General features: G+C 67.1%; 15 protein-coding genes and 12 pseudogenes. 17 read left to right on the top strand and 10 right to left on the bottom strand.

Features of this window, described 5'->3' with window-relative positions:
* Window positions 1–14 precede the first annotated feature (14 nt).
* Window positions 15–242, bottom strand: coding sequence for a biotin synthase auxiliary protein BsaP (gene bsaP, locus FQ389_RS09275; RefSeq protein WP_144206987.1), 228 nt, complete (start codon window positions 240–242; stop codon window positions 15–17).
* 12 nt (window positions 243–254) lie between these two features.
* Complete coding sequence (gene bioB, locus FQ389_RS09270; protein WP_144206985.1) at window positions 255–1,301, bottom strand: biotin synthase BioB; 1,047 nt, start codon at window positions 1,299–1,301, stop codon at window positions 255–257.
* Window positions 1,302–1,438: 137 nt separating this feature from the next.
* Between bioB and FQ389_RS17900 the strand changes: the two are divergent.
* The 4 genes and pseudogenes from FQ389_RS17900 to FQ389_RS09260 all read left to right on the top strand — a co-directional run.
* A pseudogene (locus FQ389_RS17900) lies at window positions 1,439–1,677 on the top strand (hypothetical protein).
* 41 nt (window positions 1,678–1,718) lie between these two features.
* Window positions 1,719–2,214: pseudogene (locus FQ389_RS09265) on the top strand (hypothetical protein); the annotation flags it as partial.
* Between the two features lie 218 nt (window positions 2,215–2,432).
* The gene (locus tag FQ389_RS17895; protein ID WP_186296334.1) at window positions 2,433–2,678 is read left to right on the top strand and encodes a hypothetical protein; all 246 of its coding nucleotides are present in this window, start codon (window positions 2,433–2,435) and stop codon (window positions 2,676–2,678) included.
* Window positions 2,612–2,906: pseudogene (locus FQ389_RS09260) on the top strand (hypothetical protein); the annotation flags it as partial. The gene FQ389_RS17895 and the pseudogene FQ389_RS09260, both read left to right, overlap by 67 nt.
* On the opposite strand, the gene FQ389_RS09255 reads toward FQ389_RS09260, so the two are convergent.
* The 4 genes from FQ389_RS09255 to FQ389_RS09240 form a co-directional block, all read right to left on the bottom strand.
* Window positions 2,903–3,409, bottom strand: a complete 507-nt coding sequence (locus FQ389_RS09255; protein WP_144206983.1) for a 2'-5' RNA ligase family protein — start codon at window positions 3,407–3,409, stop codon at window positions 2,903–2,905. The pseudogene FQ389_RS09260 and the gene FQ389_RS09255 sit on opposite strands and share 4 nt — an antisense overlap.
* Window positions 3,409–4,089 (bottom strand): dethiobiotin synthase, encoded by a 681-nt coding sequence (gene bioD, locus FQ389_RS09250; protein WP_144206981.1) that lies wholly within the window; start codon window positions 4,087–4,089, stop codon window positions 3,409–3,411. Before bioD ends, FQ389_RS09255 begins: the two co-directional genes overlap by 1 nt.
* Window positions 4,086–5,234, bottom strand: coding sequence for an 8-amino-7-oxononanoate synthase (locus FQ389_RS09245; RefSeq protein ID WP_144206979.1), 1,149 nt, complete (start codon window positions 5,232–5,234; stop codon window positions 4,086–4,088). Before FQ389_RS09245 ends, bioD begins: the two co-directional genes overlap by 4 nt.
* Before the next feature lie 62 nt (window positions 5,235–5,296).
* Window positions 5,297–6,601, bottom strand: coding sequence for an adenosylmethionine--8-amino-7-oxononanoate transaminase (locus FQ389_RS09240; RefSeq protein WP_144206977.1), 1,305 nt, complete (start codon window positions 6,599–6,601; stop codon window positions 5,297–5,299).
* 62 nt (window positions 6,602–6,663) lie between these two features.
* Here FQ389_RS09240 and FQ389_RS09235 point away from each other — a divergent pair, with 62 nt between their 5' ends.
* The 11 genes and pseudogenes from FQ389_RS09235 to FQ389_RS19610 all read left to right on the top strand — a co-directional run.
* The gene (locus tag FQ389_RS09235) at window positions 6,664–7,158 is read left to right on the top strand and encodes a hypothetical protein (RefSeq protein WP_260860619.1); all 495 of its coding nucleotides are present in this window, start codon (window positions 6,664–6,666) and stop codon (window positions 7,156–7,158) included.
* 334 nt (window positions 7,159–7,492) lie between these two features.
* Window positions 7,493–8,134: an NlpC/P60 family peptidoglycan-binding protein RipD gene (ripD, locus tag FQ389_RS09230; RefSeq protein WP_144206975.1), complete on the top strand. Its 642-nt coding sequence runs from the start codon at window positions 7,493–7,495 to the stop codon at window positions 8,132–8,134.
* 102 nt (window positions 8,135–8,236) lie between these two features.
* Window positions 8,237–10,411, top strand: a complete 2,175-nt coding sequence (locus tag FQ389_RS09225; protein WP_144207017.1) for an acyltransferase family protein — start codon at window positions 8,237–8,239, stop codon at window positions 10,409–10,411.
* Window positions 10,412–10,518: 107 nt separating this feature from the next.
* Window positions 10,519–12,657 (top strand): glycogen debranching protein GlgX, encoded by a 2,139-nt coding sequence (glgX, locus tag FQ389_RS09220; RefSeq protein WP_144207015.1) that lies wholly within the window; start codon window positions 10,519–10,521, stop codon window positions 12,655–12,657.
* Between the two features lie 3 nt (window positions 12,658–12,660).
* Window positions 12,661–13,731: pseudogene (locus tag FQ389_RS09215) on the top strand (alpha-amylase family glycosyl hydrolase); the annotation flags it as partial.
* Window positions 13,732–13,736: 5 nt separating this feature from the next.
* Window positions 13,737–13,919, top strand: a complete 183-nt coding sequence (locus tag FQ389_RS19630; RefSeq protein WP_260860623.1) for a hypothetical protein — start codon at window positions 13,737–13,739, stop codon at window positions 13,917–13,919.
* A pseudogene (gene treZ, locus FQ389_RS09210) lies at window positions 13,912–15,551 on the top strand (malto-oligosyltrehalose trehalohydrolase); the annotation flags it as partial. The gene FQ389_RS19630 and the pseudogene treZ, both read left to right, overlap by 8 nt.
* A pseudogene (locus tag FQ389_RS09205) lies at window positions 15,549–16,755 on the top strand (serine hydrolase domain-containing protein). The pseudogenes treZ and FQ389_RS09205, both read left to right, overlap by 3 nt.
* Window positions 16,756–17,102: 347 nt before the next feature.
* A pseudogene (locus FQ389_RS19620) lies at window positions 17,103–17,708 on the top strand (class I adenylate-forming enzyme family protein); the annotation flags it as partial.
* Between the two features lie 195 nt (window positions 17,709–17,903).
* Window positions 17,904–18,233: pseudogene (locus FQ389_RS19615) on the top strand (alpha/beta hydrolase); the annotation flags it as partial.
* Window positions 18,208–18,324 (top strand): annotated as a pseudogene (locus FQ389_RS19610) (pyridoxamine 5'-phosphate oxidase family protein); the annotation flags it as partial. The pseudogenes FQ389_RS19615 and FQ389_RS19610, both read left to right, overlap by 26 nt.
* Window positions 18,325–18,328: 4 nt before the next feature.
* Here the strand turns inward: FQ389_RS19610 and ilvA are convergent.
* From ilvA to FQ389_RS09175, 3 genes and pseudogenes are all read right to left on the bottom strand, one after another.
* Window positions 18,329–19,633 (bottom strand): threonine ammonia-lyase IlvA, encoded by a 1,305-nt coding sequence (gene ilvA, locus FQ389_RS09185; protein ID WP_144206973.1) that lies wholly within the window; start codon window positions 19,631–19,633, stop codon window positions 18,329–18,331.
* 44 nt (window positions 19,634–19,677) lie between these two features.
* Window positions 19,678–20,003, bottom strand: a pseudogene (locus tag FQ389_RS09180) (nitroreductase/quinone reductase family protein).
* 41 nt (window positions 20,004–20,044) lie between these two features.
* A complete protein-coding gene (locus FQ389_RS09175) occupies window positions 20,045–21,955 on the bottom strand; it encodes a lysophospholipid acyltransferase (protein ID WP_260860620.1) in 1,911 nt (636 codons plus the stop codon).
* A 211-nt stretch (window positions 21,956–22,166) separates the two neighbouring features.
* Here FQ389_RS09175 and FQ389_RS09170 point away from each other — a divergent pair, with 211 nt between their 5' ends.
* Complete coding sequence (locus FQ389_RS09170; protein WP_144206969.1) at window positions 22,167–23,012, top strand: class I SAM-dependent methyltransferase; 846 nt, start codon at window positions 22,167–22,169, stop codon at window positions 23,010–23,012.
* Here the strand turns inward: FQ389_RS09170 and FQ389_RS09165 are convergent.
* Window positions 23,009–23,427, bottom strand: a pseudogene (locus tag FQ389_RS09165) (MerR family transcriptional regulator). The gene FQ389_RS09170 and the pseudogene FQ389_RS09165 overlap by 4 nt on opposite strands.
* Before the next feature lie 92 nt (window positions 23,428–23,519).
* Between FQ389_RS09165 and FQ389_RS09160 the strand changes: the two are divergent.
* A pseudogene (locus FQ389_RS09160) lies at window positions 23,520–24,059 on the top strand (PPOX class F420-dependent oxidoreductase).
* Window positions 24,060–24,101: the final 42 nt, after the last annotated feature.

The following is a 24,101-nucleotide window of genomic DNA, read 5'->3' as shown; positions in this document are numbered from 1 at the left end:
CCGTTCGGGGGCGGTCACCGCTGCGTCTCCAAGTCTGTCGAGTCCACCTCGCCGTGCCGCGAGCATCGCGCCCGCCAGCCGTCGGGGCGGACCTGAACGATCATCCGGCGCCCGCACTGGGCGCAGTACCGCGGTGGTTCCAGGCCCAGTTGCGCCGCCGTGGGCACGACCGTGCCCCCCAACTCTCCGGTGTAGACGTTGTACACGCCGGCGCTGACCGGAGCGCCCAGATCGCGAACCACGCTTCCAGTGTCTTACAGCGTGGCGTTCAGCGCCTTGATCGGCATCTGCAGATCCTCGAGCAGCTCCAGGTCGGATTCGGCGGGACGGCCGAGGGTGGTCAGATAGTTCCCGACGATCACGGCGTTGATGCCGCCCAGGATGCCCTGCTTGGCGCCGAGATCACCCAGCGTGACCTCGCGGCCGCCCGCGAAGCGCAGCATGGTGCGGGGCAACGCCAGCCGGAACGCGGCCACCGACTTCAGCGCCTCGCTGACCGGCATCACCTCGAGGTCGCCGAAGGGCGTCCCGGGCCGCGGGTTGAGGAAGTTGAGCGGCACCTCGTCGGGGCCCAGCTCGGCGAGGTCGGCGGCGAACTCCGCGCGCTGTTCCAGGGTTTCCCCCATGCCCAGGATCCCGCCGCAGCAGACCTCCATGCCGGCGTCGCGCACCATCGTCAGTGTCTGCCAGCGCTCTTCCCAGGTGTGGGTGGTGACAACGTTGGTGAAGAACGAGCGGGCGGTCTCCAGATTGTGGTTGTAGCGGTGCACGCCCATCGCGGCCAGCTCATCGACCTGCTCGGCGGTCAGCATACCCAACGAGCACGCGACGTTGATCTCCACCTCGTTGCGGATCGCCTCGATACCCGCGGCGACCTGCGCCATCAGCCGCTTGTCCGGGACACGGACGGCGGCCACGATGCAAAATTCGGTGGCACCCGACTTCGCGGTTTGTTTCGCGGCCTCGACGAGGCTGGGAATGTCGAGCCAGGCGCTGCGCACGGGCGAGGCGAACAGCCCCGACTGTGAGCAGAAGTGGCAGTCCTCGGGGCAGCCGCCGGTCTTGAGGCTGATGATGCCTTCCACCTCGACCTCGGGGCCGCACCAGCGCATCCGCACCTCGTGGGCCAGCGCCAACAACTCCTCGAGTCGCTTGTCAGGTAGTTGCAGCACCTGCAGAACCTGGTCGGGGGTCAGGCCTTCGCCACTGTCCAGCACCTGCCGCCGGGCGACGGCCAGAATGTCCCGAATGTCTTCGCCTTGGCCGGCCTCGGCCGTGGGTCGAGCTGCCGCTTGAGTCACCAAGTACTCCCCTTGCATCTGTCGCGTCCGCGCGTGCGGTCACATCCGCCACGGCGTCGTGGCAGCCTGAACAAAAAGGTGTTCAAAAGAAGGGTAACGGCCGAAGTACGCGGAGCTTGTCTGGGTATACCGGCAGCATGCCCGTTTCGCACGTCGAGTACCTGGCGCGCCACATGTTGCTGCTGGCGGCGCCCGCGTTCCTGCCGGCCGTTGTCGTCGTCGCCGTCATCCTCTCGTTGCGCTGCGCGACCGGCGCGCCGGGCAACCGACGACTCCCGGGAATCGGACGAGATTTCGGCCGAAAAGCGTGATTAACCGCCTTGCGATCCGGGCATTACCTCTTGAACCAGTGAACTTACCTGCCAGTAATAACTGATCTCCCGGGACGTCCCGACGCAGAGGGAGGACATGACGATGATGTCGGAAGTGTCTAGGACGCTACCGCTTCTGGCCGAACCGGCGGCTCGCGGTGCTGGACTAAACCAGGTGATCGGACTGTCGGTCGCCGCCATGGTGATCACGCCGACATGCTGTGGATCGGTTACGCCCATCGAAGTCATCGGATCACCTGGTTGACCCGCATCACCGATAAGCTCGGGGAGATATTCCACCGGCCGAACTGGGTGGCGCGGCCGGTGCTGATCTTCACCACCTCGATCATCTGCGCCCTGTTCGGATTCATCTGGGACGTCAGCTGGCACATCGGCAATGGCCGCGACCCGGGACCGCTGGCCAACCCGGCGCACTACTTCATCATCATCGGCTTGTTCGACGTGTTCTTGGCCGGTGTGGTCTCGATGGTGATCCCGTTCGAAAAGCCCGGCCCGGCGGTGCGCATCACCGGCAACTGACACGCGGTGTGCTGATGGCCGCGTGCGGGCTGTACGCGATGATCGGATTCCCTGTCGTCGATCGACCGGCCGTTCGTCCCGGAGATCACCATCCTGCAGCGCGAGCGCGACTAGAACGCCCCGGCCTGGTTGTTCACCGCTGGGAGCATCGTGGTGCTGATCCTGTCGCTGCTGGTGATCGGCGGGCTGATCTGGGGTGCGGGCCGCATCAACAATGCGTTGTCCGAGCCGGAACCGGTCGGCGCAAGCAACCGCGTGAGGCACATGGCATATGCGGGCAGTGCGCGGCACGCTGATCGCGGTGTGGGTGACGATGTTGACGTCCGCGTTGGTGTGCTGCGGCGGCAAAGCCGACCAGGGCACCGCCCCGGGCGCGTTGGACGTCGACGTGACCAACTCCCACGGACAGGTCACCCCGACGAACGCGACGTTGCAGGCCAAAGTCAAGCAACCGATCAGGTGGAGCGCGGGCAGCAGGCCGTCATCGCCCTGGTCGACCCGTTCGCACACGGCTGGAATCTGCTGAGGCTGGCAGATCTACAGGTGGCGTACGTGCCTGTCCCAGCATCCGCCGGTGCTGGCCGCGATCAAGGTGATCAGCGTGGTGACCGGGCACATCGTCGCGGTCATCGCGGCCCACGACAGGGCGCTGCGGTTGTTGCCGACCGGTCATCAACTCACCGGTCAGCTGACCATGATGCTGGTGATGGTCGGCTACACCTTCACCGGGTTGTACCTGCTGTTCGGCGGCTAGAGCAGATGCTCGACGCGCTTATTGCCGTCCCAGCGGCGCAGGCCGGCGAAACTGCCCTGCAGTTGCGCCGGCCTGCCGGCGATGCGCAGCGCCCGTGCCAGCTGAGCGCCACCCACGCGGCGCACCAGCGTGACGTGGCCGGTCCACTGCCCCGGCAGGCTGTTGGGCATCGGGGCGGGCAGCAGATACGGACCGCACCGCCGGTGCACCTCGGCGTGCAGTGCCAACAGCTCGGTGCTGGGTACCACCAGCCGGGCAAACACGGCACTGGAGCGGCCGAACAGTAGCGGCGCCCCGATCAGCGCGCCGAGCGGCATTCGAGCGCTCAGCGGGCACAGCAGCTCGTCGACGTCGGCGGCGATGCTCTCGGCGACAGCCAGCGTGACGTGCGGGCGACTGGCCGGGGCCTGGCTGGGAATCCCGGCGCTGGCAAGCTCCTCCCCGATCCGCCGGACCGCGGCCTCGGTGTCGCGGTCGAAGACCAGCTCGATCGAGTGCACCATCAGCCGGCCAGCGCGGTCACCCAGTCGCGGTCGAACGCCGCGGTGCTCATTGCCGCGAACTCGTCGGCGGTCATCGAGCCGGCCCCGGCGGGCAGCGCGGCCCGCACCGGCGCTAGCCGGTCCAGCGCCGACCGGTTCGACACCGCCGCCGCGCTGGGCTGCCGCGGCCAACTGCCGATCACCAACCCTGCGCACGGGATATGTTGTCCGGCAATCGATTCCAGGGTAAGCGCGGTGTGGTTGAGGGTGCCCAGCTCGGCGGTGACGGTGACCAGCACGGCGGCCCCGAGGTCGACGGCAAGATCGCGCAGGGTGACTCCGGCCGCGCCGAGTTCGACCAACAGCCCGCCGGCGCCCTCGACCACGATCAGCCGGCCGGGCAGGTCCAGGTCGCGGATGAGGCGCACCACATCGTCGCGGGTGGGCAGCGCCGCACCGGCCTGTTCTGCCGCGGCGACGGGCGCCAGCGGCTGCGGGTAGCGGGCCAGGCCGGCCGTCCGCGTCACGCCGGACAGCCGGGTGACCTCGGCGAGGTCGTCGTCACCGCAGTCGGTGCCGGTCTGCACGGGCTTGCACACCACCACGTCGATCCCGGCTAGCCGGGCAAGACAGGCAAGCGCGGCCACGGCGACCGTCTTCCCCACTCCCGTGCCGGTTCCGGTGACCGCCAACACGGTCAACGGCGAGCCACGCCCAGCACGTCGGTCAGCACCCGGCGCGCCACCTCCAGCTCGGCGGCATCCAGCGAGGCGCGGGCGGACAGCCGCAGCCGTGAGGTGCCGGCAGGCACGGTCGGTGGCCGGAAGCAGCCCACCCGCACCCCCGTGTCCAGGCAGGCCGTCGCGGCGGCCACCGCCACCTCGGGGTCGCCGAGAATCACCGAAACCACCGCGGACTGCGGGATCTCCGGCACCTCGCAGATGCGGGCCAGTTCCGCTGCGTGCCGTAGCACCGCCTGGGGGCGCCACGGCTCGGCCCCCAGCACGTGAAGCGCGGCCAGCGCGGAACCGACCGCGGCCGGGGCCAGGCCGGTGTCGAAAATGAACGGGCGGGCCGCGTCGATCAGGTGGGCGCGCACCTCGGCGGGGCCTAAAACCACGCCGCCCTGGCTGCCGAGCGCCTTAGAAAGCGTCGTCGTCACCACCACGTCGGGGACACCGGCGAGTCCGAGTTCGTGCAGCAGGCCGCGGCCGCCACCGCGCACACCCAGGCCGTGGGCCTCGTCGACGATCAGCAGCGCCCGGTGACGGCGGCAGACGTCGTGCAGCGCGTGCAGCGGGGCCAGGGCCCCGTCGGCGCTGAACACCGAATCGGTGATGACGACCGCCCGTTCCTCGTCGCGCGCGACCAGCGCCGCGGCAACGGCGTCCACGTCGCGGTGCGGTGTCACCACCACCCGCGCCCGCGACAGCCGGCACGCGTCGACCAGCGATGCGTGCGAATGTGCGTCGGAAACCAGCAGCGAGCCCTGGCCCGACAGGCCGACGACGGCGCCGAGGTTGGCGGTGTAGCCCGATGAGAACAGCAGACCGGCCGCGGCGCCGACGTACTCGGCGAGCTCGGTCTCGAACTGCTGGTGCAGCTCGGTGTCGCCGGTGACCAGCCGCGAGCCGGTGGCCCCGGCGCCCCAGATCCGCAGGGCCACCACACCGCCGTCGATCACATCGGGGTGCTGGGACAGACCGAGGTAGTCGTTGGAGGCCAGGTCCAGCTTGGTGGCCACCGCCGGGCGTGGCCGCAACGAGCGGCGCAGTCCGGCCTGCCGGCGCTGCTGTTCCACCTCGTCCAGCCAGGCGAGCGGGGAAACCCCGATCGGTGCCTTCATCGGCGTTCAGCCTAGTGGGTGATCGCCAGCGCGGCGACGCCGGGCGCAGCAGGTCACCACCATCAACCCACGAGGCGGGCGACCTCGACCATTGCCGAGGTGATCTGCGCAATCTCGTCGGGCCCACAAATGTAGGGCGGCATCGCGTAGACCAGGTTGCGGAACGGGCGCAGCCAGATGCCGTGGTCGAGCGCCGCCGGGGTGGCCACGGTCAGGTCGACGGGTTGGGCGCATTCGATGACGCCGATGGCGCCGCACACCCGCACGTCGGCGACACCGGGCAGGGCGCGCGCGGGCTCCAGTCCGGACGCGAGCCCGGCGGAGATGTCGGCGATCCGCGATCGCCAGTCCTGAGCCAGCAACAGCTCGACGCTGGCCACCGACACCGCACAGGCCAGCGGATTGGCCATGAAGGTGGGGCCGTGTATCAGCGCGGCGGCCTCCCCGGTGCTGATGGTGTGCGCAATCTCGGTCGTGCACAACGTCCCGGCCAGGCTGAGGTAACCGCCGGTCAGCGCCTTGCCGACGCACATGATATCGGGGCTGACGCCGACGTGGTCGGCGGCGAACAGCTGCCCGGTGCGGCCGAACCCGGTGGCGATCTCGTCAAAGATCAACAGCACCTCGTGCCGATCGCAGATGTCGCGCAGGTCGGCCAGGTAGCGCAGATCATGAAATCGCATTCCGCCGGCTCCCTGCACGACGGGTTCGACGATCACGGCCGCCAGCTCGCCCGCGTGCCGGGCGAGCTGCTCCTCGAACGCCGCGCTATAGGCCGCGTCGTAGGCGCAGGGCACCTGCGGCGCGAACACCTGCCGCGCCAGGACGTCGGTCCACAGCGAGTGCATGCCGCCGTCGGGGTCGCAGACGCTCATCGGGGTGAAGGTGTCGCCGTGGTAGCCGCCCCGCCAGGTCATCAGCCGGTGCTTACCCGGCCGCTGCCGGCTGCGCCAGTACTGCAGCGCCATCTTGACCGCGACCTCGACGGACACCGAGCCCGAGTCGCTGAAAAACACCGTCTGCAGGCCGGCCGGGGTGATGTCCACCAGCAGTTGCGCCAGCCGGGCCGCCGGCTCGTGGGTCAGGCCGCCGAACATGACGTGGTTCATGGTGTTCAGCTGGCCGGTTAGCGCCGCGTCCAGCACCGGATGCCCGTGCCCGTGGATCGCGGTCCACCATGAGCTCATCGCGTCCAGCACCTCGATCCGGGCGCCGTCCCTAACCAGCGTCAACCACGGACCGCGGGCGCCGACGGCGACCACTGGGGCGACGGTTTCACCGCCGATGGTGCTGTAAGGATGCCACACATGTGCGGCGTCGATCGCACTGATTTGCTCCGGTGTCAACCCCGATCTTGCCGCAGGCATAGAGACCGAGCGTAAAGCAGCCGGCTCGCACAAAACCCGGCCATCGGGGAGCATCTATCGGCATGGCATTGCCCTACCCGTTCGAAGACCCGCACGGCGGTGACCGGCCCGGCCCCCGGCCCGCACCCGAACAGCCGGACGGCGCGGTCGATTTTCAGCCAATGCCGTACGGCCGCAACGACTCTGACGCCGAGAAGACGCACGTCGTGATTGTTCGCGTCGCGCCCTGGGACCTGATCGGGACGGTCACCCTGGTGGTGTTGCTGATTGTCCTGGCCACGGCGACGACGTGGCCGCATCGGCTGTACGGCTTCCTCAGCGAAGTGTGCTCGGACGATACCTGCGGGATGGTGCCCTTCCAGATCGACGTGTACATCTACCCGGTGGTGTGGGGTGGCATCGGCGCGGCGATCGCCGCTGCCGGCATCGGGCCGTTCGTTTCGCTGTTGAAGGGCTGGTACATGTCCTTCTGGCCGGTGTTGTCGCTGGCGATCATCATGGTGAGTTCCGCGATCGGCGACTCGCTCACGATCTTCAGTTCGCGTTACTGGCACTGATCACAACCGGTCGTCCGGCCGTCGCCATCGAGTCTCGGTGTAAAATTAAAATCATAACTACGGATAAAGATTTGGGCTCGGCGGTCACCGTCCGATCACAGTCCGACAAATAATCTTTCGCAGAGCTCAGCAGCCATTTTTGGGCCCACCCTATCTGTTGTAAAAGTGTCTGTAGTGATCTGGTGTGATTCACCGGGTTAACCGACTGATTCACGTCTTCGCAAGGAGGCGGCGTTCGACCTCCAGGTCGTCGCGAGTCATCGCACGGCGGCCAACGCGACCTCATGTGCCGAGGCCTTAACCCGACAGAGTTCAGGAAGGGTGGGAACTATCCATGAAGCGCATCTATTCGTTTGCAGTCGGCCTCGCTATTTTGGCGGCGCCGATGGCCTTCGCCCAGGTGGTCGCCGCCGCCGACCCGGGAATCCGGGCGACGGACTACCAGCAGATCACCGACGTGGTGATCGCGCGCGGCATGTCGCAGCGCGGCGTGCCGTTCTCGTGGGCGGGCGGCGGGATCAACGGCCCCACCCGCGGCACCGGCACCGGCATCAACACTGTCGGCTTCGACGCCTCGGGTCTGATGCAGTACGCCTACGCCGGCGCCGGCATCAAGCTGCCCCGGTCGTCCGGCGCGATCTACCGCGTCGGGCAGAAGGTCCTGCCGCAGCAGGCCCAGAAGGGCGACATGATCTTCTACGGTCCCGAAGGCACCCAGAGCGTCGCGATGTACCTGGGCAACAACCAGATGCTCGAGGTGGGTGACGTGGTGCAGGTGTCGCCGGTGCGGACCAACGGGATGACGCCGTACCTGGTCCGGGTTCTCGGGGTGCCGCTGCAGCAAGCTCCGGTCCAGCAGACACCCGGCCAGCAGGCTCCGCTACAGTCGGCGCCCCTACAGCAGCCGGCGCAGCTGCCGCAGCTACCGAACCTACAGGCGCTGCTCCAGCCGACGCCAACGGGCACCACGCCATAGCTTCGTAGCCCTCCGCAAACCGCCACTTGCTCCGCTGGACCGCCTCGCCGACAGGCGCGGGGTCAGGCGCAGGTGGCGGTTTTCGGTAAATTAACGGTGACCATGCAGATCTCGTCACCGTTCCCGGTATCCGCCGCAGCCGCGAAGTCGGCTGCCGGCGGCGCGCCGGCCAACGAATCTCAGCGGTTCTACCGCTACGACCTGGACGGCCTGCGCGGCATCGCGATCGCTCTGGTCGCGACGTTCCACATCTGGTTCGGCCGGGTCTCCGGCGGCGTGGACGTGTTCCTGGCTTTGTCTGGTTTCTTCTTCGGCGGCAAGATCCTGCGCGCCGCGCCCAACCCGGCGGTGTCGTTGTCCCCCGTCGCGGAGATCACCCGGCTGATCCGCCGACTGGTTCCGGCTCTTGTCGTCGTGCTGGCGGGCTGCGCGGTGCTCACCATCCTGGTGCAACCGCAGACACGCTGGGAGACGTTCGCCGACCAGAGCCTAGCCAGTCTCGGCTACTACCAGAACTGGGAGCTGGCCAACATCGCATCGGACTACCTGCGTGCGGGCGAGGCCGTCAGCCCGTTGCAGCACATCTGGTCGATGTCGGTGCAGGGGCAGTTCTACGTAGCCTTCTTGCTGCTCGTCTTCGGCTGCACCGTGGCGTTCCGGCGGCTGCTCAAAACCCACCTACGCACGCTGTTCCTGGTGCTGCTGAGCGTGCTGACGGTGGCGTCATTCGGCTACGCGATCTTCGCGCACGCCGACGACCAGTCGACCGCCTACTACAACAGTTTCGCGCGCGGCTGGGAGTTGCTGCTGGGCGCGCTGATCGGCGCGGTCGTCACCTACATCCGGTGGCCGTTGTGGCTGCGCACCGCCGCCGCCACTATCGCGCTAGCTGCGATCGTGTCCTGCGGGGCGTTGATCGACGGCGTCGACGAATTCCCCGGACCGTGGACCCTGGTACCGGTCGGGGCCACGATGCTGATGATCCTGGCCGGGGCGAACCTGCAGGACGGTCGCAGCGGCAGCCGGATGCCGCTGCCGAATCGGTTACTGGCCACCCGACCGCTGGTCGAGCTGGGCGCGATCGCCTACTCGCTGTACCTGTGGCATTGGCCGCTGCTGATTTTCTGGCTCTCCTACAGCGGCCACAAGCACGCCAACTTCGTCGAAGGCGCGGCGGTGCTGCTGATCTCCGGGGTGCTGGCCTACCTGACCACCCGCCTGGTCGAGGATCCGCTGCGTTACCGCTCACCGCAGGGATCCAGACGTGCAACGGCAGCGGCGTCGAGACCGTGGTGGGCGGGATGGCGCCGGCCGACGATGGCACTGGGCTCGTTGGTCGTGCTGCTGGGCATCACGCTGACCGCCACCTCGTTCACCTGGCGCCAGCACGTCACCGTGTTGCGGTCGGCGGGCAAGGAACTCAACGTGCTCAACCCGCAGGACTACCCCGGCGCCCGCGCCCTCACCGAACACGTGCGGGTGCCCAAACTGCCGATGCGACCCAGCGTGCTGGAGGTCAAGGACGATCTGCCGGCCTCCACGCCGAACGGCTGCATCAGTGATTTCGTCAACCCCGCGGTGGTCAACTGCGTTTACGGCGACCCGGCCGCGTCCCGGACCGTCGCGCTGGCCGGCGGCTCACACGCCGAGCACTGGCTGCCGGCGCTGGATCTGCTCGGACACGCCCATCACTTCAAAGTTGTGACATATCTCAAAATGGGCTGCCCGCTGTCCACCGAGCAGGTGCCGCTGATCATGGGCAACAACGCCCCGTACCCGCAATGCCGCGAGTGGGTGCAACACGCGATGGACAAGCTGGTCGCCGACCGCCCCGACTACGTCTTCACGACCACCACTCGCCCCTGGAACATCAAGAGCGGTGACGTGATGCCGGCGACGTACATCGGCATCTGGCAAACGTTGTCCGACAACAACATTCCGATTCTCGGCATGCGCGATACACCGTGGCTGGTCAAGAACGGCCAACCGTTCGATCCTGCCGACTGCCTGGCCAAAAAAGGCAGCACCCCTAACTCGTGCTCAATCAAACGGTCCGAGTTGCTATCCGACCGCAACCAAACCCTGGATTTCGTCGAGCAATTCCCGCTTCTGAAGGTGCTCGACATGTCAAATGCCATCTGCCGCACCGACATTTGTCGACCGGTCGAAGGAAATGTGCTGATCTACCACGGTGCTCATCACCTGACTCCCACCTACATGCGGACGATGGCGCACGAGCTCGGTCGTCAGATCGCGGCCGCCACCGGCTGGTGGTAGCTCAGACAGGAACAGTCCGCGGCTAAGGTCGAATTGTGCCGTCAACCCACCCCGGTGCCGATCCGGTCGCAGCTTCCGGTGCTGCACCGGCCCAGCCCAAACCCACGTTGCCCACCGTCTGGCCAGGGGACGCCTATCCCCTCGGCGCCACCTATGACGGTGCGGGCACGAACTTTTCGCTGTTCTCCGAGATCGCCGAAAAGGTCGATCTGTGCCTAATCGACGAGCACGGAAACGAATTGCGGATACCGCTGGACGAGGTGGACGGCTACGTCTGGCACGCATACCTGCCCAACATCACGCCGGGACAGCGCTACGGATTTCGGGTGCACGGTCCATTCGATCCGGCGGCCGGTCACCGATGCGACCCGAGCAAGCTCCTGCTTGATCCGTACGGAAAGTCCTTCGACGGCGATTTCACCTTCGGCCAGGCACTATTCTCTTACGACCTCAGCGCGATCGACCCCAACGGCGACACCGCGATCACCGGCACTCCCCCGATGATCGACTCGCTGGGCCACACGATGACCAGCGTCGTGATCAACCCGTTCTTCGACTGGGCGTTCGACCGCGCGCCCCTGACGCCGTATCACGAGACGGTGATCTACGAGGCTCACGTGAAAGGCCTGACCCAGACCCATCCCGGCATCCCCGAGGAGCTACGCGGTACTTACGCCGCACTGGCCCACCCCGCGATCATCGACCACCTCAAGTCCCTCAACGTCACGGCGCTGGAACTGATGCCCGTGCACCAGTTCTTGCACGACCAGCGGCTGCTCGACCTCGGATTGCGAAATTACTGGGGCTACAACACATTCGGATTCTTCGCCCCGCACTACCAATACGCATCCAACCGGCAGGCCAGCGGCGCGGTCGCCGAATTCAAGATGATGGTGCGCAGCCTACACGAAGCCGGCATCGAGGTCATCCTCGACGTGGTCTACAACCACACCGCCGAAGGCAACCACCTGGGCCCGACCATCAACTTCCGCGGTATCGACAACAGCGCCTATTACCGGCTCGTCGACGAGGACCTGCGGCTGTACAAGGACTACACCGGCACCGGCAACAGCCTCAACCCCCGCCATCCGCACGTGCTGCAGCTGATCATGGACTCGCTGCGCTACTGGGTGACCGAGATGCACGTCGACGGATTCCGCTTCGACCTGGCCGCCACCCTGGCCCGGGAGCTGCACGACGTGGACCGGTTGAGCGCCTTCTTCGATCTGGTGCAACAGGATCCTATCGTCAGCCAGGTCAAATTGATCGCCGAACCGTGGGACATCGGCGAGGGCGGCTACCAGGTGGGAAATTTCCCGGGTTTGTGGACCGAGTGGAACGGGAAGTACCGCGATACTGTGCGTGACTACTGGCGGGGCGAGCCCGCAACCCTGGGCGAGTTCGCGTCCCGGCTGACCGGGTCGTCGGACCTCTATGAGGCGACCAGCCGACGGCCGAGCGCCAGCATCAATTTCGTCACCGCGCACGACGGGTTCACGCTCAACGACCTGGTTTCCTACAACGAGAAGCACAACGAGGCCAACGGCGAGGACAACCGCGACGGCGAAAGCCACAACAGGTCGTGGAACTGCGGAGTTGAAGGCCCCACCGACGACCCCGAGATCGTCGCCCTGCGCTGCCGGCAGATGCGCAATTTCTGGGCCACCTTGATGGTCAGCCAGGGCACGCCGATGATCGCCCACGGCGACGAGCTCGGACGCACCCAGCAGGGCAACAACAATGCCTACTGCCAGGACTCCGAATTGGCTTGGATGGATTGGTCTTTGGTGGACAAGAACGCCGATCTGCTGACGTTCGCCCGCCGGGCGACCAAGCTGCGCAGGAAGCACCCGATGTTTCGGCGACGCAGGTTCTTCGACGGAGAACCGATCCGCAGCGGCGACGAAGTCCGCGACATCGCCTGGCTGACGCCGTCGGGCCGGGAGATGACCCACGACGACTGGAACCAGGCCTTCGACAAATGCGTCGCCGTGTTCCTCAACGGCGAGGCCATCACCGCACCCAACGCCAGAGGAGAGCGCGTGATCGACGATTCGTTTCTGTTGTGCTTCAACGCGCACAACCGCGACGTCGATTTCGTCACACCCCGCGAGGACTATGCACAGGAGTGGACCGTCGAACTGGACACGAATTGCCCTGCCGGGGACGCCGGCCAGGTCGTGACCGCGGAGCAGACGTTGACCGTCCCGGGGCGCTCGATGCTAATCCTGCGGAAGACCGCCTGACGTATGGCCTTTCCGGTGCTGTCCACATATCGGTGCAGCTACGCGGTCCGGCCAGCGGCAATGCGTTCAACTTCGCCGACGCCGAGCAGCTGGTGGACTACCTCGACGAGCTCAGCGTGTCGCATCTGTACCTGTCGCCCATCCTGACCGCCGTCACCGGGTCGACGCACGGATACGACGTCACCGACCCGACCACGATCTCACCGGAGCTGGGCGGCGCCGACGGGTTGGCGCGACTATCGGCCGCGGCCGCCCAACGCGATCTGGGGTTGATCGTCGATATCGTGCCCAACCATGTCGGGGTCGACCAGCCCACCCAGAAGCCGTGGCGGTGGGACGTGTTGCGGCACGGCCGATCGGCGTATGCAACGTTTTTCGACATCGACTGGGACCTCGACCGAGCAGGGCCGGATCGTGCTGCTGGTGTTGGGGTCCGATGACGACGTGCGCGACTTGCTCGGCCACGAGGCGCTGATCGTGATCGAGAAGATCCTGGCCGTCGACGAGGCACTGGAACCCACGCTGCCGACCAAGGCACGACCGGCTACGACGTGCTGCGCGAGGTGAACGGGGTGTTCGTCGACCCTGCCGGGGCGTCGGCGCTGACCGAACTCGTCGAGTCCGCGGGCGTCACCACCACAGCCTGCCGCGGCTGCTTGGCCGACCTCAAGGTGGAGGTGGCCACCGGCCACGCTAGGCAGCGAGCTGGCCAGGCTGCGGCGCGCCGTCGCGGCCGCCGCCGGCACCGATCACCGCGAGCTGCCCGAGGCGATCGCCGCACTGCTAAGCCATATCGACGTCTATCGCAGCGACTATCTCCGCCTGAGCGCCGTCCTGCCCACCGCGCTGGCCGATGCCCCGTCGGCGCGCCCTGAATTGGGCCCCGCGTTACAGGTGCTCGCCGCGGCGGTGGCCAACGGTGGTGAGCCCGCCGCCCGCCTGCAGCAGCTGTGTGGTGCGGTGACGGCCAAGGCGGTGGAGGACTGCCTGTTCTATCGTGACGCCCGGCTGGTGTTGCTCAACGAGGTCGGCGGCGAACCGCACCGGTTCGGCGTTGGCGCCGCGGAGTTCCATACATCGTGGTCGCGGTCACCCGCTGGACGGTGCGGCTCACCGAAACCGGCTGGGGCAACACCGTGTTGGCGCTGCCCGAGGGCACCTGGAAAGACAGCCTCACCGGAGCCATCGCCGACGGGCCAACATCCGCGGCGCAATTGTTCGCAGACCTGCCCGTCGTCGTGCTGGAGCGCCACCATGGCTGAATTCCGCATCTGGGCGCCCAAACCAGCCCGGGTCCGCCTCGACGTCGAGGGCACCGTGCATACGATGAGCCGCACCGAAGACGGCTCGTGGCACGCCAACGTCGACGCCGGCGGCGACGCCCGCTACGGATACCTGCTCGACGACGATCCCACCGTGCTGCCCGACCCGCGCTCGGCCCGCCAGCCCGACGGGGTCCACGCTCGTTCGCAGCTGTGGGACCCGGCGAGCGTCACCTGGACCGACGGCGATTGGCCCGGCCGGACGCTGGCCGGCGCGGTGATCTACGAGCTGCATGTCGGCACCTTCACCGCGGCCGGCACCTTCGACGCCGCAATCGAAAAGCTGGACCACCTGATCGATCTCGGCGTCGACTTTGTCGAGCTGATGCCGGTCAACTCGTTCGCCGGAACGCATGGCTGGGGATACGACGGGGTGCTGTGGTACAGCGTCCACGAACCCTACGGCGGGCCGGACGGTTTGGTCCGGCTCGTCGATGCCTGCCACGCGCGGGCGTGTTGATCGACGCGGTGTTCAACCACCTGGGCCCGTCCGGCAATTACCTGCCACGGTTCGGCCCCTACCTGTCCTCGGGCAGTAACCCCTGGGGCGAAGGCATCAACATCGCCGACGCCGATTCTGACGAGGTGCGCCGCTACATCATCGGCTGTGCACTGCGCTGGATGCGCGATTTTCACGCCGACGGTCTACGGCTGGACGCCGTGCATGCCCTGGTCGACACCACGGCCGTGCACATCCTCGAGGAGATGGCCACCGAAACCGATTGGCTCGCCCAATAAGTGGGCCGGCCGCTGTCGCTGGTCGCCGAAAGCGATCTCAACGATCCGCGCTTGATCATCCCGCGAGACCAGTACGGGTACGGCATCACGGCGCAATGGGACGACGATATCCACCACGCCATCCACGCCGCGGTCTCCGGCGAACGTCAGGGCTATTACGCCGACTTCGGTACGCTGGCCACGCTCGCGGACACGTTACGTCGCGGGTTTTTCCACGCCGGCACCTATTCGTCGTTCCGCCGGCGGCGACATGGGCGCCCGCTGGACACCACGGCGATCCCCGCCAGCCTCCTGCTCGCCTACACCTGCACGCACGACCAGGTGGGCAACCGCGCGCTCGGCGACCGCCCGCCGCAATACCTCGACGCGGGCCAGCTGGCGGGCAAGGCGGCCCTGGTGCTCGCATCCACTTACACCGCAATGCTTTTCATGGGCGAGGAGTGGGCAGCGTCCACGCCGTTGCAATTCTTCTGCTCGCACACCGAACCGGAACTGGCCCGCGCCACCGCGGAGGGGCGCAAAGCCGAGTTCGCCGAGCACGGCTGGGATGCCGACCAGATTCCCGACCCGCAGGACCCGGAAACGTTCGAGCGCTCCAAATTGAATTGGGCCGAGACCGGCTCCGCCGCGCATGCCCGGCTGCGACCTTCTACCGGGATCTGATCGCCCTGCGTCACAAAGAACCCGACCTGGCCGATCCCTGGCTGCGTGCTGTCCCGCGGCCAGTTACGCATCGCCTGCAACCTGAGTACCGAGCCGGTGACGGTGCCGGTCGCCGGCGACATCCTCCTTGCCTGGGACGAGCCGACCGTGACTGACGAAAGCGCAGTGCTGCCCCCGGAGATCATCGGCGGCGGCGTCGACGAGGGATACGGCAAGGTCGCAGACGCGTTCCGCCGCAACTTCAGCCAGGGTCGGGAGGTCGGCGCCGCACTCGCGGTCTACCGGGATGGCCGCAAGGTCGTCTACCTGTGGGGCGGCTACCGCGATGGGATCGTCAGGGCGCCGTGGCATTCCGACACTCGTCAACGCCTTCTCCACCACCAAAGGCATTGCTTCCCTTGCGATTGCAGTGGACACCTCGCGCGGCCATCTCTCCTATGACGCTCGCGTCGCCGACTACTGGCGGGAGTTCGCGCAGGCCGGTAAGGAAACGATCACCGTGCGGCAGCTGCTGGCGCATCAGGCCGGATTGCCCGTCGTCAAGCCGGCACTGACGCTGCGGGCGCTGGCCGATCCGACCCGGCTGGCGGCGAAGCTCGCGGCGCAGGTACCGGCGTGGACGCCGAGCACCCGGCACGGCTACCACGGCATCACGCTGGGCTGGCACGAGGGTGAGCTGCTGCGCCGCACCGATCCCACCCAAGCGTTCTCTGGGCCGGTTCTTCGCCGAGAAGATCGCCCGCCCGCTGGGGCTCGACTTCTACATCGAGCTGCCGGGCTCGGTGGACCGCGACCGAGTCACACTGATGGACGTCTGGGCCCTGCGAGAACTGTTGCTGCATCTCAATACGATACCGGCGCGCTTCGTGCTGGTCTTGTTCAACCCGTTCGGATTGACGGCGCCGTCGTTGACGGTCGCCGAGGGGATCGACATCGCTGGACGCGCTTAACCGGGACGAGCTGCGCGTGATCGAGATGCCCGCCGTCAACGGCACCGCCCGGTCGATCGCCAAGCTGTACGGCAGCGCCGCCACCGGCGGGGTCGAGCTCGGTTTGACCGCCACCACCCTCGACGCTCTGCACAATCCGGCGCTGCCGCCGTCCAATGGGCTGCGAGACAAGGTGCTGCACGTCGATACGACATTCTCGCTCGGCTTCAACAAGCCGGTGCCGCTGTGCATTTTCGGTTCGACCGACAATGCCTTCGGCACGCCGGGAGCCGGGGGAGTTGTTCGGCTTCGCCGTACCCGACACCGGCATCGGGTACGGCTATGTGATGAACCGTCTGGGCTTCCATTTGGTCAGTGACCCAAGGGAACTCGCGTTGCGTAACGCGCTGTTTCGCGAAACCCTGGGCGCCCGTCCGCAACTCTGAACCTGTCCAGGCCGGTACCTGGCCCTGGTAACTAGCGGCAAGGATCGCCCGGATCGCGGCGCGCACCCGGTCGGACACCACCGCTGGGTCGGTGGCGTCGAACTTGCCGTCGAGGTGCAGGAACGCCAGGCCGTGCATCAGGCTCCAGACCGCGTTGGACATCGCATCGACGTCGCACTCCGGATACGTTCTGCCGCACCCCGCCGCTGACCAGATCGCAGATGGCCATGGTCGCCGCGACTCGTTCGGCATTCTCCCGGTCGCAGGGCGCGCCGAACATCAGGTGAAACAGGGCAGGGCGGCGCACCGCGAACTCGACGTATGCGGTGCCGATCGCCACGAGGTCCCAAGGGGTGCCGACCACCCATCCGGCCTTTGTCGCCAACTGCGAGAACGCTACCCGTGCTGTCGGCCCGGAGCCGGCGAACAGCTGCGCACTCTGATCTCGGTGCCGCTGTTTCACGTCACAGGGTGCAGCGTCCAGCATGTGGCGATGGTTTACGAAGGTGGCGCATCGGTGATCATGTCCACGTTGAACATCGACGCGATGCTGGATGCGCTGGCCGCCGAACGGATCTCGTTCCTGGTGACGGTTCCCGCCATCTATTCGCTGCTGTTGCGGCACAAAGACTTTGCCGCAACCGAGGTATCCGGGTGCGCTGGGTCGGCTATGGTGGCGCGCCGATCGCCCCGTCGCTGGTCAGCAGCTTGAAGGACGCCTTCCCACAGGCCCGGGCATTCAACGGGTACGGCATGGCCGAGTCTGCCGGGCTGATGACCATAATGCCCGACTCGGACGCCGTCGAGCATGCGGATTCGGTGGGGTATGCCGTGCCGTCGGTCGATCTGGGGGTCATCCCCCTCGGTGACGATCCGAATGTGGGCGAACTGACCGTGCGGGGGCCAATGTCACTGCAGGCTACTGGAATCGGCCCGAAGCCTCTGCCGAGTCGACGATGCCACGCAATGCCAGCGGGAAACTACTCAAAACAACGCTGCGCCAACAGGCGTTCTGGGGCCCCCGATGCGGTGAGTCGCCGTGGCCCGGCACGTTCGCCATTGAACTCCAACCCGAAAAGAGACCTCAGATGCTCGAAGTGATCGACAAAAGGGAAGCGACCCCGTAACATCCGACGCCGCTGCTGTTCGTGCACGGTGCGTGGCAGGCCGGCTGGTACTGGGAGATGAACTTTCTCGATTTCTTTGCCGAACAAGGCTTTCGCGCGGTGGCGCTGAGCATGCGCGGTCACGGCGGCAGCGCCCCGGCCAAACCGTCACGGTTGTCCTCGGTTTCGCACTACCTCAGCGACGTGGCGTCCGTGGTGGACAAGCTGCCCACGGCGCCGGTGCGGGTCGGGCATTCGATGGGCGGATACGGTGCCGAACCCGGGTGCCGCGTCGCCTGGAAGTCTCGACCGCTCCGCGATCGCGCTATAGGCGATATGCCGCGGCGTGCCGCACTGGGCGGGGGTGGTTCCGTTGACCCTGACCGCCGGTACGCCGGTTCCCGCCGACGACCTCGACCCCGCGACCGTGGCGCCGGACTACCTGACGCACTACGCGCGGTGACGGGTCAGAGCAGCAGGTACCGGTAGGCCGGCGAGCCCGGGTGCAGCTTCTCGAAGTGAATCTCGGTCTCCCGCATCCGCGTCAGCAGATCGTCCAGCTCGGCCGACGAGCCCAGCTGGATCCCGACCAACGCCTCACCGGTTTCGCGGTTGTTGCGCTTGACGTACTCGAACAGGGTGATGTCGTCGTTAGGCCCGAGCACCTCGTCGAGGAATCGACGCAGCGCGCCGGGCTCCTGCGGGAAGTCGACCAGGAAATAGTGCTTGAGACCGAGGTGGACCAGCGACCGCTCCAGCACCTCGCCGTAGCGGGAGACGTCGTTGTTGCCGCCCGAGATCAGGCAGACGACCGTGGAGCCGGGCTCGACCTCGGCCTCCAGCAGGCCGGTGACCGACAACGCGCCCGCCGGCTCGGCGATGATGCCCTCGTTCTGGTAGAGATCCAGCATAGCGGTGCACACCGCGCCCTCGTCGACCGTCGTGATCGACACCATGTCGCCCGCGGCGGCCAGCACGGCATGCGGCAGCGTTCCCGCCCGCTTCACCGCAGCGCCGTCGACGAACTGGTCGACATGATCCAAGGTGACCGGTTCACCGGCTGCCAGCGCGGCCATCATGGCGGCGGCCCCGGCCGGTTCGATGCCCAGCACCGCGGTGCTCGACGTGCGTTCGGCCAAATAGGCCGTGATGCCCGCGATGCATCCACCGCCGCCGACCGGGACCACGACGAGATCGGGCTCCCCCACCCCGAGTTTGTCGAGCTGGTCGAGCATCTCGACGGCGATGGTGCCCTGACCGGCCATGGTGCGCAGGTCGTCGAACGGCGGCACCAGCGTCGCGCCAGTGCGCCGGACGTCCTCGAGGGCCGTCTCGGCGGCCAGATCGTAGGTCGAACCGCCCACGATGAGCTCGATGCAGCCATCGCCGTGATAGCGGATCCGGTCCCGTTTCTGCTTAGGCATCTTCGCCGGCACATAGACGCGGCCGCGCACCCCGAGGGTACGGCACGCGTAGGCGAAACCCTGCGCGTGATTGCCCGCCGAGGAGCACACCACACCGGCGCCGATCTCCTCCGCGGACAGCTGGACCAGCAGGTTGTAGGCGCCGCGCAGCTTGTAGGACCGCACTACCTGCAGATCTTCCCGCTTCAGGTAGACCTGCGCGCCGGTGATCGCCGACAGCCGATCGCTATATTGCAGCGGGGTAGGCGTGATCACCGCAACAATTCGCTGGGCCGCCGCGTCAACGAAGGCCGCGGTCATGACAGGCGGCGGTGACATACTCGAACTCTGGCTCAGTGAGGCGGACACCGGTCAATGGTGCCACGCACCCCCCCGCCACCTGCCTAATCGGCTCAGTTCATCGGGGTCAGGACGAACACCGGGATCTGGCGTTCGGTTTTCTTCTGGTATTCGGCGTAGTCTGGCCAGGCCGCTGCGGCGCGCTCCCACCAGACGGCCTTTTAGTCACCGAACACCTCGCGCGCGTCGTAGTCGCGGGTGACCGACCAGTCCTGCAGCTCTTGCGGAGCTTGCCGGTCTTGGCCCCGACCGTGGTCAGCAAAATGATGGGCTCGCCCTTCATGTCGGCGGCCGCGGCCCCGCCGGATTCGGCGTATTTCTCGGCCTGTTCGCGCGACCAGTCCCAGGGCGACGGTTCGTACTCTCCGGTGAGTGGCATGTCCACCACTGTAAGCCCGATGCACCCGCTCAACGATGGGATCAGTCCAGCGGCGGAATCACCCGTATCCTGCCCAGCTCGGCTATCGCGTTGACCTGTCGCGTCGCGGTCGCGATCTCGTCGGCAAACTCCTGCCGGCGCTTGGCGATGTGCTCGCGATCGGCGCCACCGACCAACTCGCGGTGCCGGGCCAGCCGCAGCGCCGTCTTGAACAGCTCCATCGATCTCGACTCGGCGCTGGCGATGCGGCGCTGCAACTCCCACTGCTTGCCCAGTTCCAGGCAATCGGTCAGGAACTCGTCCTCGTCGGGCTCCTCGTCCTCCAGCGCGGCCAGCCGGTCGGCGACGATGTGGTAGGCGTCCAGGAACGGCCGCAGCACCAAATGCGCCAGCAGCAGGTCGGCCGATTCCAGCAGTCCGCGCACCGTGGCGGCCGCGGCGGGTTTGCTGGTGTCCTCGACCGGCCCGATCAGCCGAACCTCGTCGGCCAGCTCCTTTTCGAACTGGGCTCGCCCGGAGAACAGGAACTCGAACTTCAGCAGTTCCCGCAGGTTCAGCGCCTCATCGCGCACGGTCACCGGCGACACCATGCCGCCCGGCGAGTTCACGGCGTGTTCCGCCGCGGCCAGCAGAGCCGTTTCGGCGATCGCGCGGTCGACCAGGATGTGAATCGCGGTGTTACGGTAGAATGCCGCGACCAGATGCTGGTCCTCGCCGATCCCCCAGACCGCTTCGGTGCCGGCGTCGTACACGCTGACCACGCCGGAGGCGACCAACTGATGCAGCGTCCACCGGATCGTGGACCGGTTGGTCAGGTCCGCCGCCCCGGCGACGGCCCAGTTCCGTGCCGTGATGTAGCTGGCCAACGGTCGCACCGTGGCCAGCACCTCGCTGATCGACAACGACCGGTCCGCCCCGAGCAGCGCCAGGCTCACCACCGCCGTGGGCGTCACCGGCGTCGCACGGTTGATCCGGTGCTCGACGTCCAGGGCGATGCGCTCGATCTCGGTCCCGGTGCCCTGCTCGTCACCGCGCATCTCCTCGAGGCGCTTGCGCAGCGGCAGCGGTTCGCCGAAGTCCAGGTAGGCGCGACCGAGCCGTTTACCCTGCTGGCGGGCCAATCCGACCAAAAACCGCAGATCCTCCGGCCGCTTCACCGCGCCGTAGGCCTCGGTGATCATCGCCTCGACCTCGTGCAGCTGGTCGTACACGATCGATGTAGGCACCAAATACACTTCGGGACCGTCGATTTCGTCGACGGCATCGGTGATGTAGCGCAGAATGCCGAAGACTGGCGGCCGCAGTTTGCCGGTGCGGGTCCGGCCGCCCTCGATCGACCAGGCCAGATTCGCGTGGTCCTGCACCAACTGCGCAGCGTAGGCGCGTAGCGCGAAGCGGTACACGGGAATGTCTTTGGTCTGGCGACGGATGAAGATCGTGCCGGTGCGCTTGGCCCATCCGCCCATCGGGAAGAAGTTCAGGTTGGCCCCACCGAAGGTCAGCGCCGGCGAGAGCCGGTTGGCCAGCACCATTTCGGGCAGCAGCATGCCGTCCAGATACGAACGGTGCGAGAAGGCGAACGCCAGAGTGGCCTTGCTATCCAATTTGCGCAGCTGCGCGATTTGATCCTCGTCCACCAACACGTCGTAGGCCCGCATCAGCCAGCGGCTGAACCCGCGCCAGCCCTGCACCGCGCGCTTGTCCAGCGAGGCCGACATCTCACGCAGATACCCGACGGCCTCGGCGCGCACGTCGGTGATGTCGCAGCCGAGCTCGTCGGCCAGCCTTGTCAGCCGCTCGTCGTACCACGGCGCGCCCAGCAGCCGCGTCACCGCGGGCGGATCGGTGGGCAACGGCGTCACGGATTCCTCGATAACTCCGGTGCGTTGCAACACCTTTCGGACCCCTGCGCGACCGAGTTCGCGCGCCGTCGTGAGCCGCCCTCCGGTCACGCCGCGCACCCCGTTGCAGTCGTGGATCGGGTTGTCGTCATGTCCGTTCTCCTCAAATGTCACCCGGGTCGCGGGATCGGCCTCTGACCAGCGGCGCGTGTCCACCTCCCCGGGTTGAGCGTACATCCGCCGCCGGGGAGCTCGGAGCACAATTTGTGAATTCGCGGGGTATCGGCCCGCCGGTGCCGGGGGCACCGAGTACGTTCGGGTCATGCGGCCCCAACCCCGTATCGGCGTGCACAACCTGACGCCGCTCGAAGAGACCGCGTTGCTAACCCAACACGCCCGCGCACTGGACAGCCGCTGGCCCCGGCCGATTCTCGGCGATACCCTCGCCGCCGACATCGTCGACCAGATCGACTATGACTTCGCCGGGCTCGGCATCCCCGCGAGCGTGGTGTGTCAAATGGCGTTGCGCGCCAAGATGCTCGACGAACGGGTGCGGGCATTCACCGCCGAGCACCCGGACGCCGTCATCGTCGACCTCGGCGCGGGGCTGGATTCCGGCCCGTTCCGGGTCGGCCCACCTGACACCGTCGACTGGTACAGCATCGACCTGCCGGGGGTCAGCGCGCTGCGTGCGCAGCTGATGCCGGTCAGTGCGCGCGCCCACGTTGTGACCGCGTCCGTGGCCGACCAGAGCTGGCCCAACACCCTTCCCGCTGATCGGCCGACCATGGTGATCGCCGACGGGTTGTTCGCGTTTCTGTCCGAGCCCGTGCTGATCGCGCTGTTTCGACGCATCACCACGTATTTCAGCTCCGGACAGTTGGCGTTCAACGACTACGGCCGGATCGGCTGGATCAGCCGGCTGGCGGTCAAATTGGCGCCGCAGCGAATGTTCAGCAGTGTCGGCGCCCAATGGGGTTATCCGGGGTTCGGGGACCCGCACGTGCCGGAGAAATGGAATCCGGCGCTCACCCTGATCGAAGAGGCCAGCCTGGCCCACCAGCCCGAGGTCAAGCTGTTCCCGGGCTGGATTCGGTTCGCCACCAAGGTGTCCGGCATGCTCGAGGTTTCCGCCCGCAAGGCACGGATCTTGCGCTACCAGTTCTAGGCCGGATGGATGCCGCACGTGCAGGCGTCGATGGACGGGCAGGCGCACTGTTCCCCACTCGATCACGGCCCGGGCCCGGGTCAGCGCCGCCATCTGCGTGTCGATCTCGGCGAGTTTGGCTTGGGCCAGGGCCCCGGCACGCGGGACGGCCGGGTGCGTCGTCGGCGAACAGCACCTGGATCTCGTCCAGCGCGAAGCCCGCGGACTTGCACAACCCGATGACCTCGAGGCGGGCCAGCACCGCGTCGTCGTACCGGCGCTGTCCGCCCTGGCGCATCGGCGCGAGCAGCAGACCGATCTGTTCGTAGTAGCACAGCGTGGTCGACACGACGCCGGATTCGTGAGCGACTTGGCCGATGGTGAGCGACTTGGCCGATGGTGAGCGACTTGGCCGATGGTGAGCGACTTGGCCGATGGTGAGCGACTTGGCCGATGGTCAGCGACACTCGAACCTCCCCGGCACTCGATGCTTGAGTTAGAGTCAACTCTAAGTTCCGTACCGGCAGCATGCATACCCTTCACCAACTCAGCACCGCCCGATACGCGTTGTTGCGCACGTTTCGGCGCGACGGGACACCTGTCGACACCCCGATCTGGTTCGCGATGGACGGCAATGCGCTGATATTCGGGACCAAGGCGGGACCCAAGGCCAAGCGGTTGGCCGCTCACCCCGAGGTGGAACTGGTCGCCTACGATTACCGCGGCCGGGTGCACGAGGGGGCGCCGACGCTGACCGGACGCGCCACGCTGTTGTCAGGCGAGGAGGCCCGAGCGGGCGAATCGGTTGCTCCACCAGCGTTACGGCTGGCAGTGGAACATCGTGCCGCTGCTCAAGATTCCGGGCGTGACCAACGTGCACCGCGACCTGCCGCTGCGGGAGAAACTGCGGCGGGCACGCGCGTGGCCTGTGGGGACGACAGCCTCATCGTCCGGGTGGACCTGCCCCCCCCGCGCGCGGCGCCGGGTGTACAAGCGTGGCGGCGACACGCCGGGCACCACCGCCGCCGCAGACGCACAGTGGAAGCCGTCATCGCACACCGGAAATGAGTAAGTCGGAGACGCGTACACCGAAAACGGGCGCCGGTCGAG

The organism is Mycobacterium tilburgii (assembly GCF_902168065.1).
Taxonomy (GTDB): domain Bacteria; phylum Actinomycetota; class Actinomycetes; order Mycobacteriales; family Mycobacteriaceae; genus Mycobacterium; species Mycobacterium tilburgii.
Note: the sequence above shows the minus strand (reverse complement) of the source record. Positions and strands in the feature narration are given on the sequence as shown.

What these genes read in the sequence shown, in the direction of transcription:
- FQ389_RS09255 (WP_144206983.1), bottom strand. Translation starts at nt 3,409, where the DNA reads ATGGTGCACTCGATCGAGCTGGTCTTCGACCGCGACACCGAGGCCGCG.
- FQ389_RS09245 (WP_144206979.1), bottom strand. Translation starts at nt 5,234, where the DNA reads ATGAAGGCACCGATCGGGGTTTCCCCGCTCGCCTGGCTGGACGAGGTG.
- FQ389_RS09240 (WP_144206977.1), bottom strand. Translation starts at nt 6,601, where the DNA reads ATGCCTGCGGCAAGATCGGGGTTGACACCGGAGCAAATCAGTGCGATC.
- FQ389_RS09235 (WP_260860619.1), top strand. Translation starts at nt 6,664, where the DNA reads ATGGCATTGCCCTACCCGTTCGAAGACCCGCACGGCGGTGACCGGCCC.
- ripD (WP_144206975.1), top strand. Translation starts at nt 7,493, where the DNA reads ATGAAGCGCATCTATTCGTTTGCAGTCGGCCTCGCTATTTTGGCGGCG.
- FQ389_RS09225 (WP_144207017.1), top strand. Translation starts at nt 8,237, where the DNA reads ATGCAGATCTCGTCACCGTTCCCGGTATCCGCCGCAGCCGCGAAGTCG.
- FQ389_RS09170 (WP_144206969.1), top strand. Translation starts at nt 22,167, where the DNA reads ATGCGGCCCCAACCCCGTATCGGCGTGCACAACCTGACGCCGCTCGAA.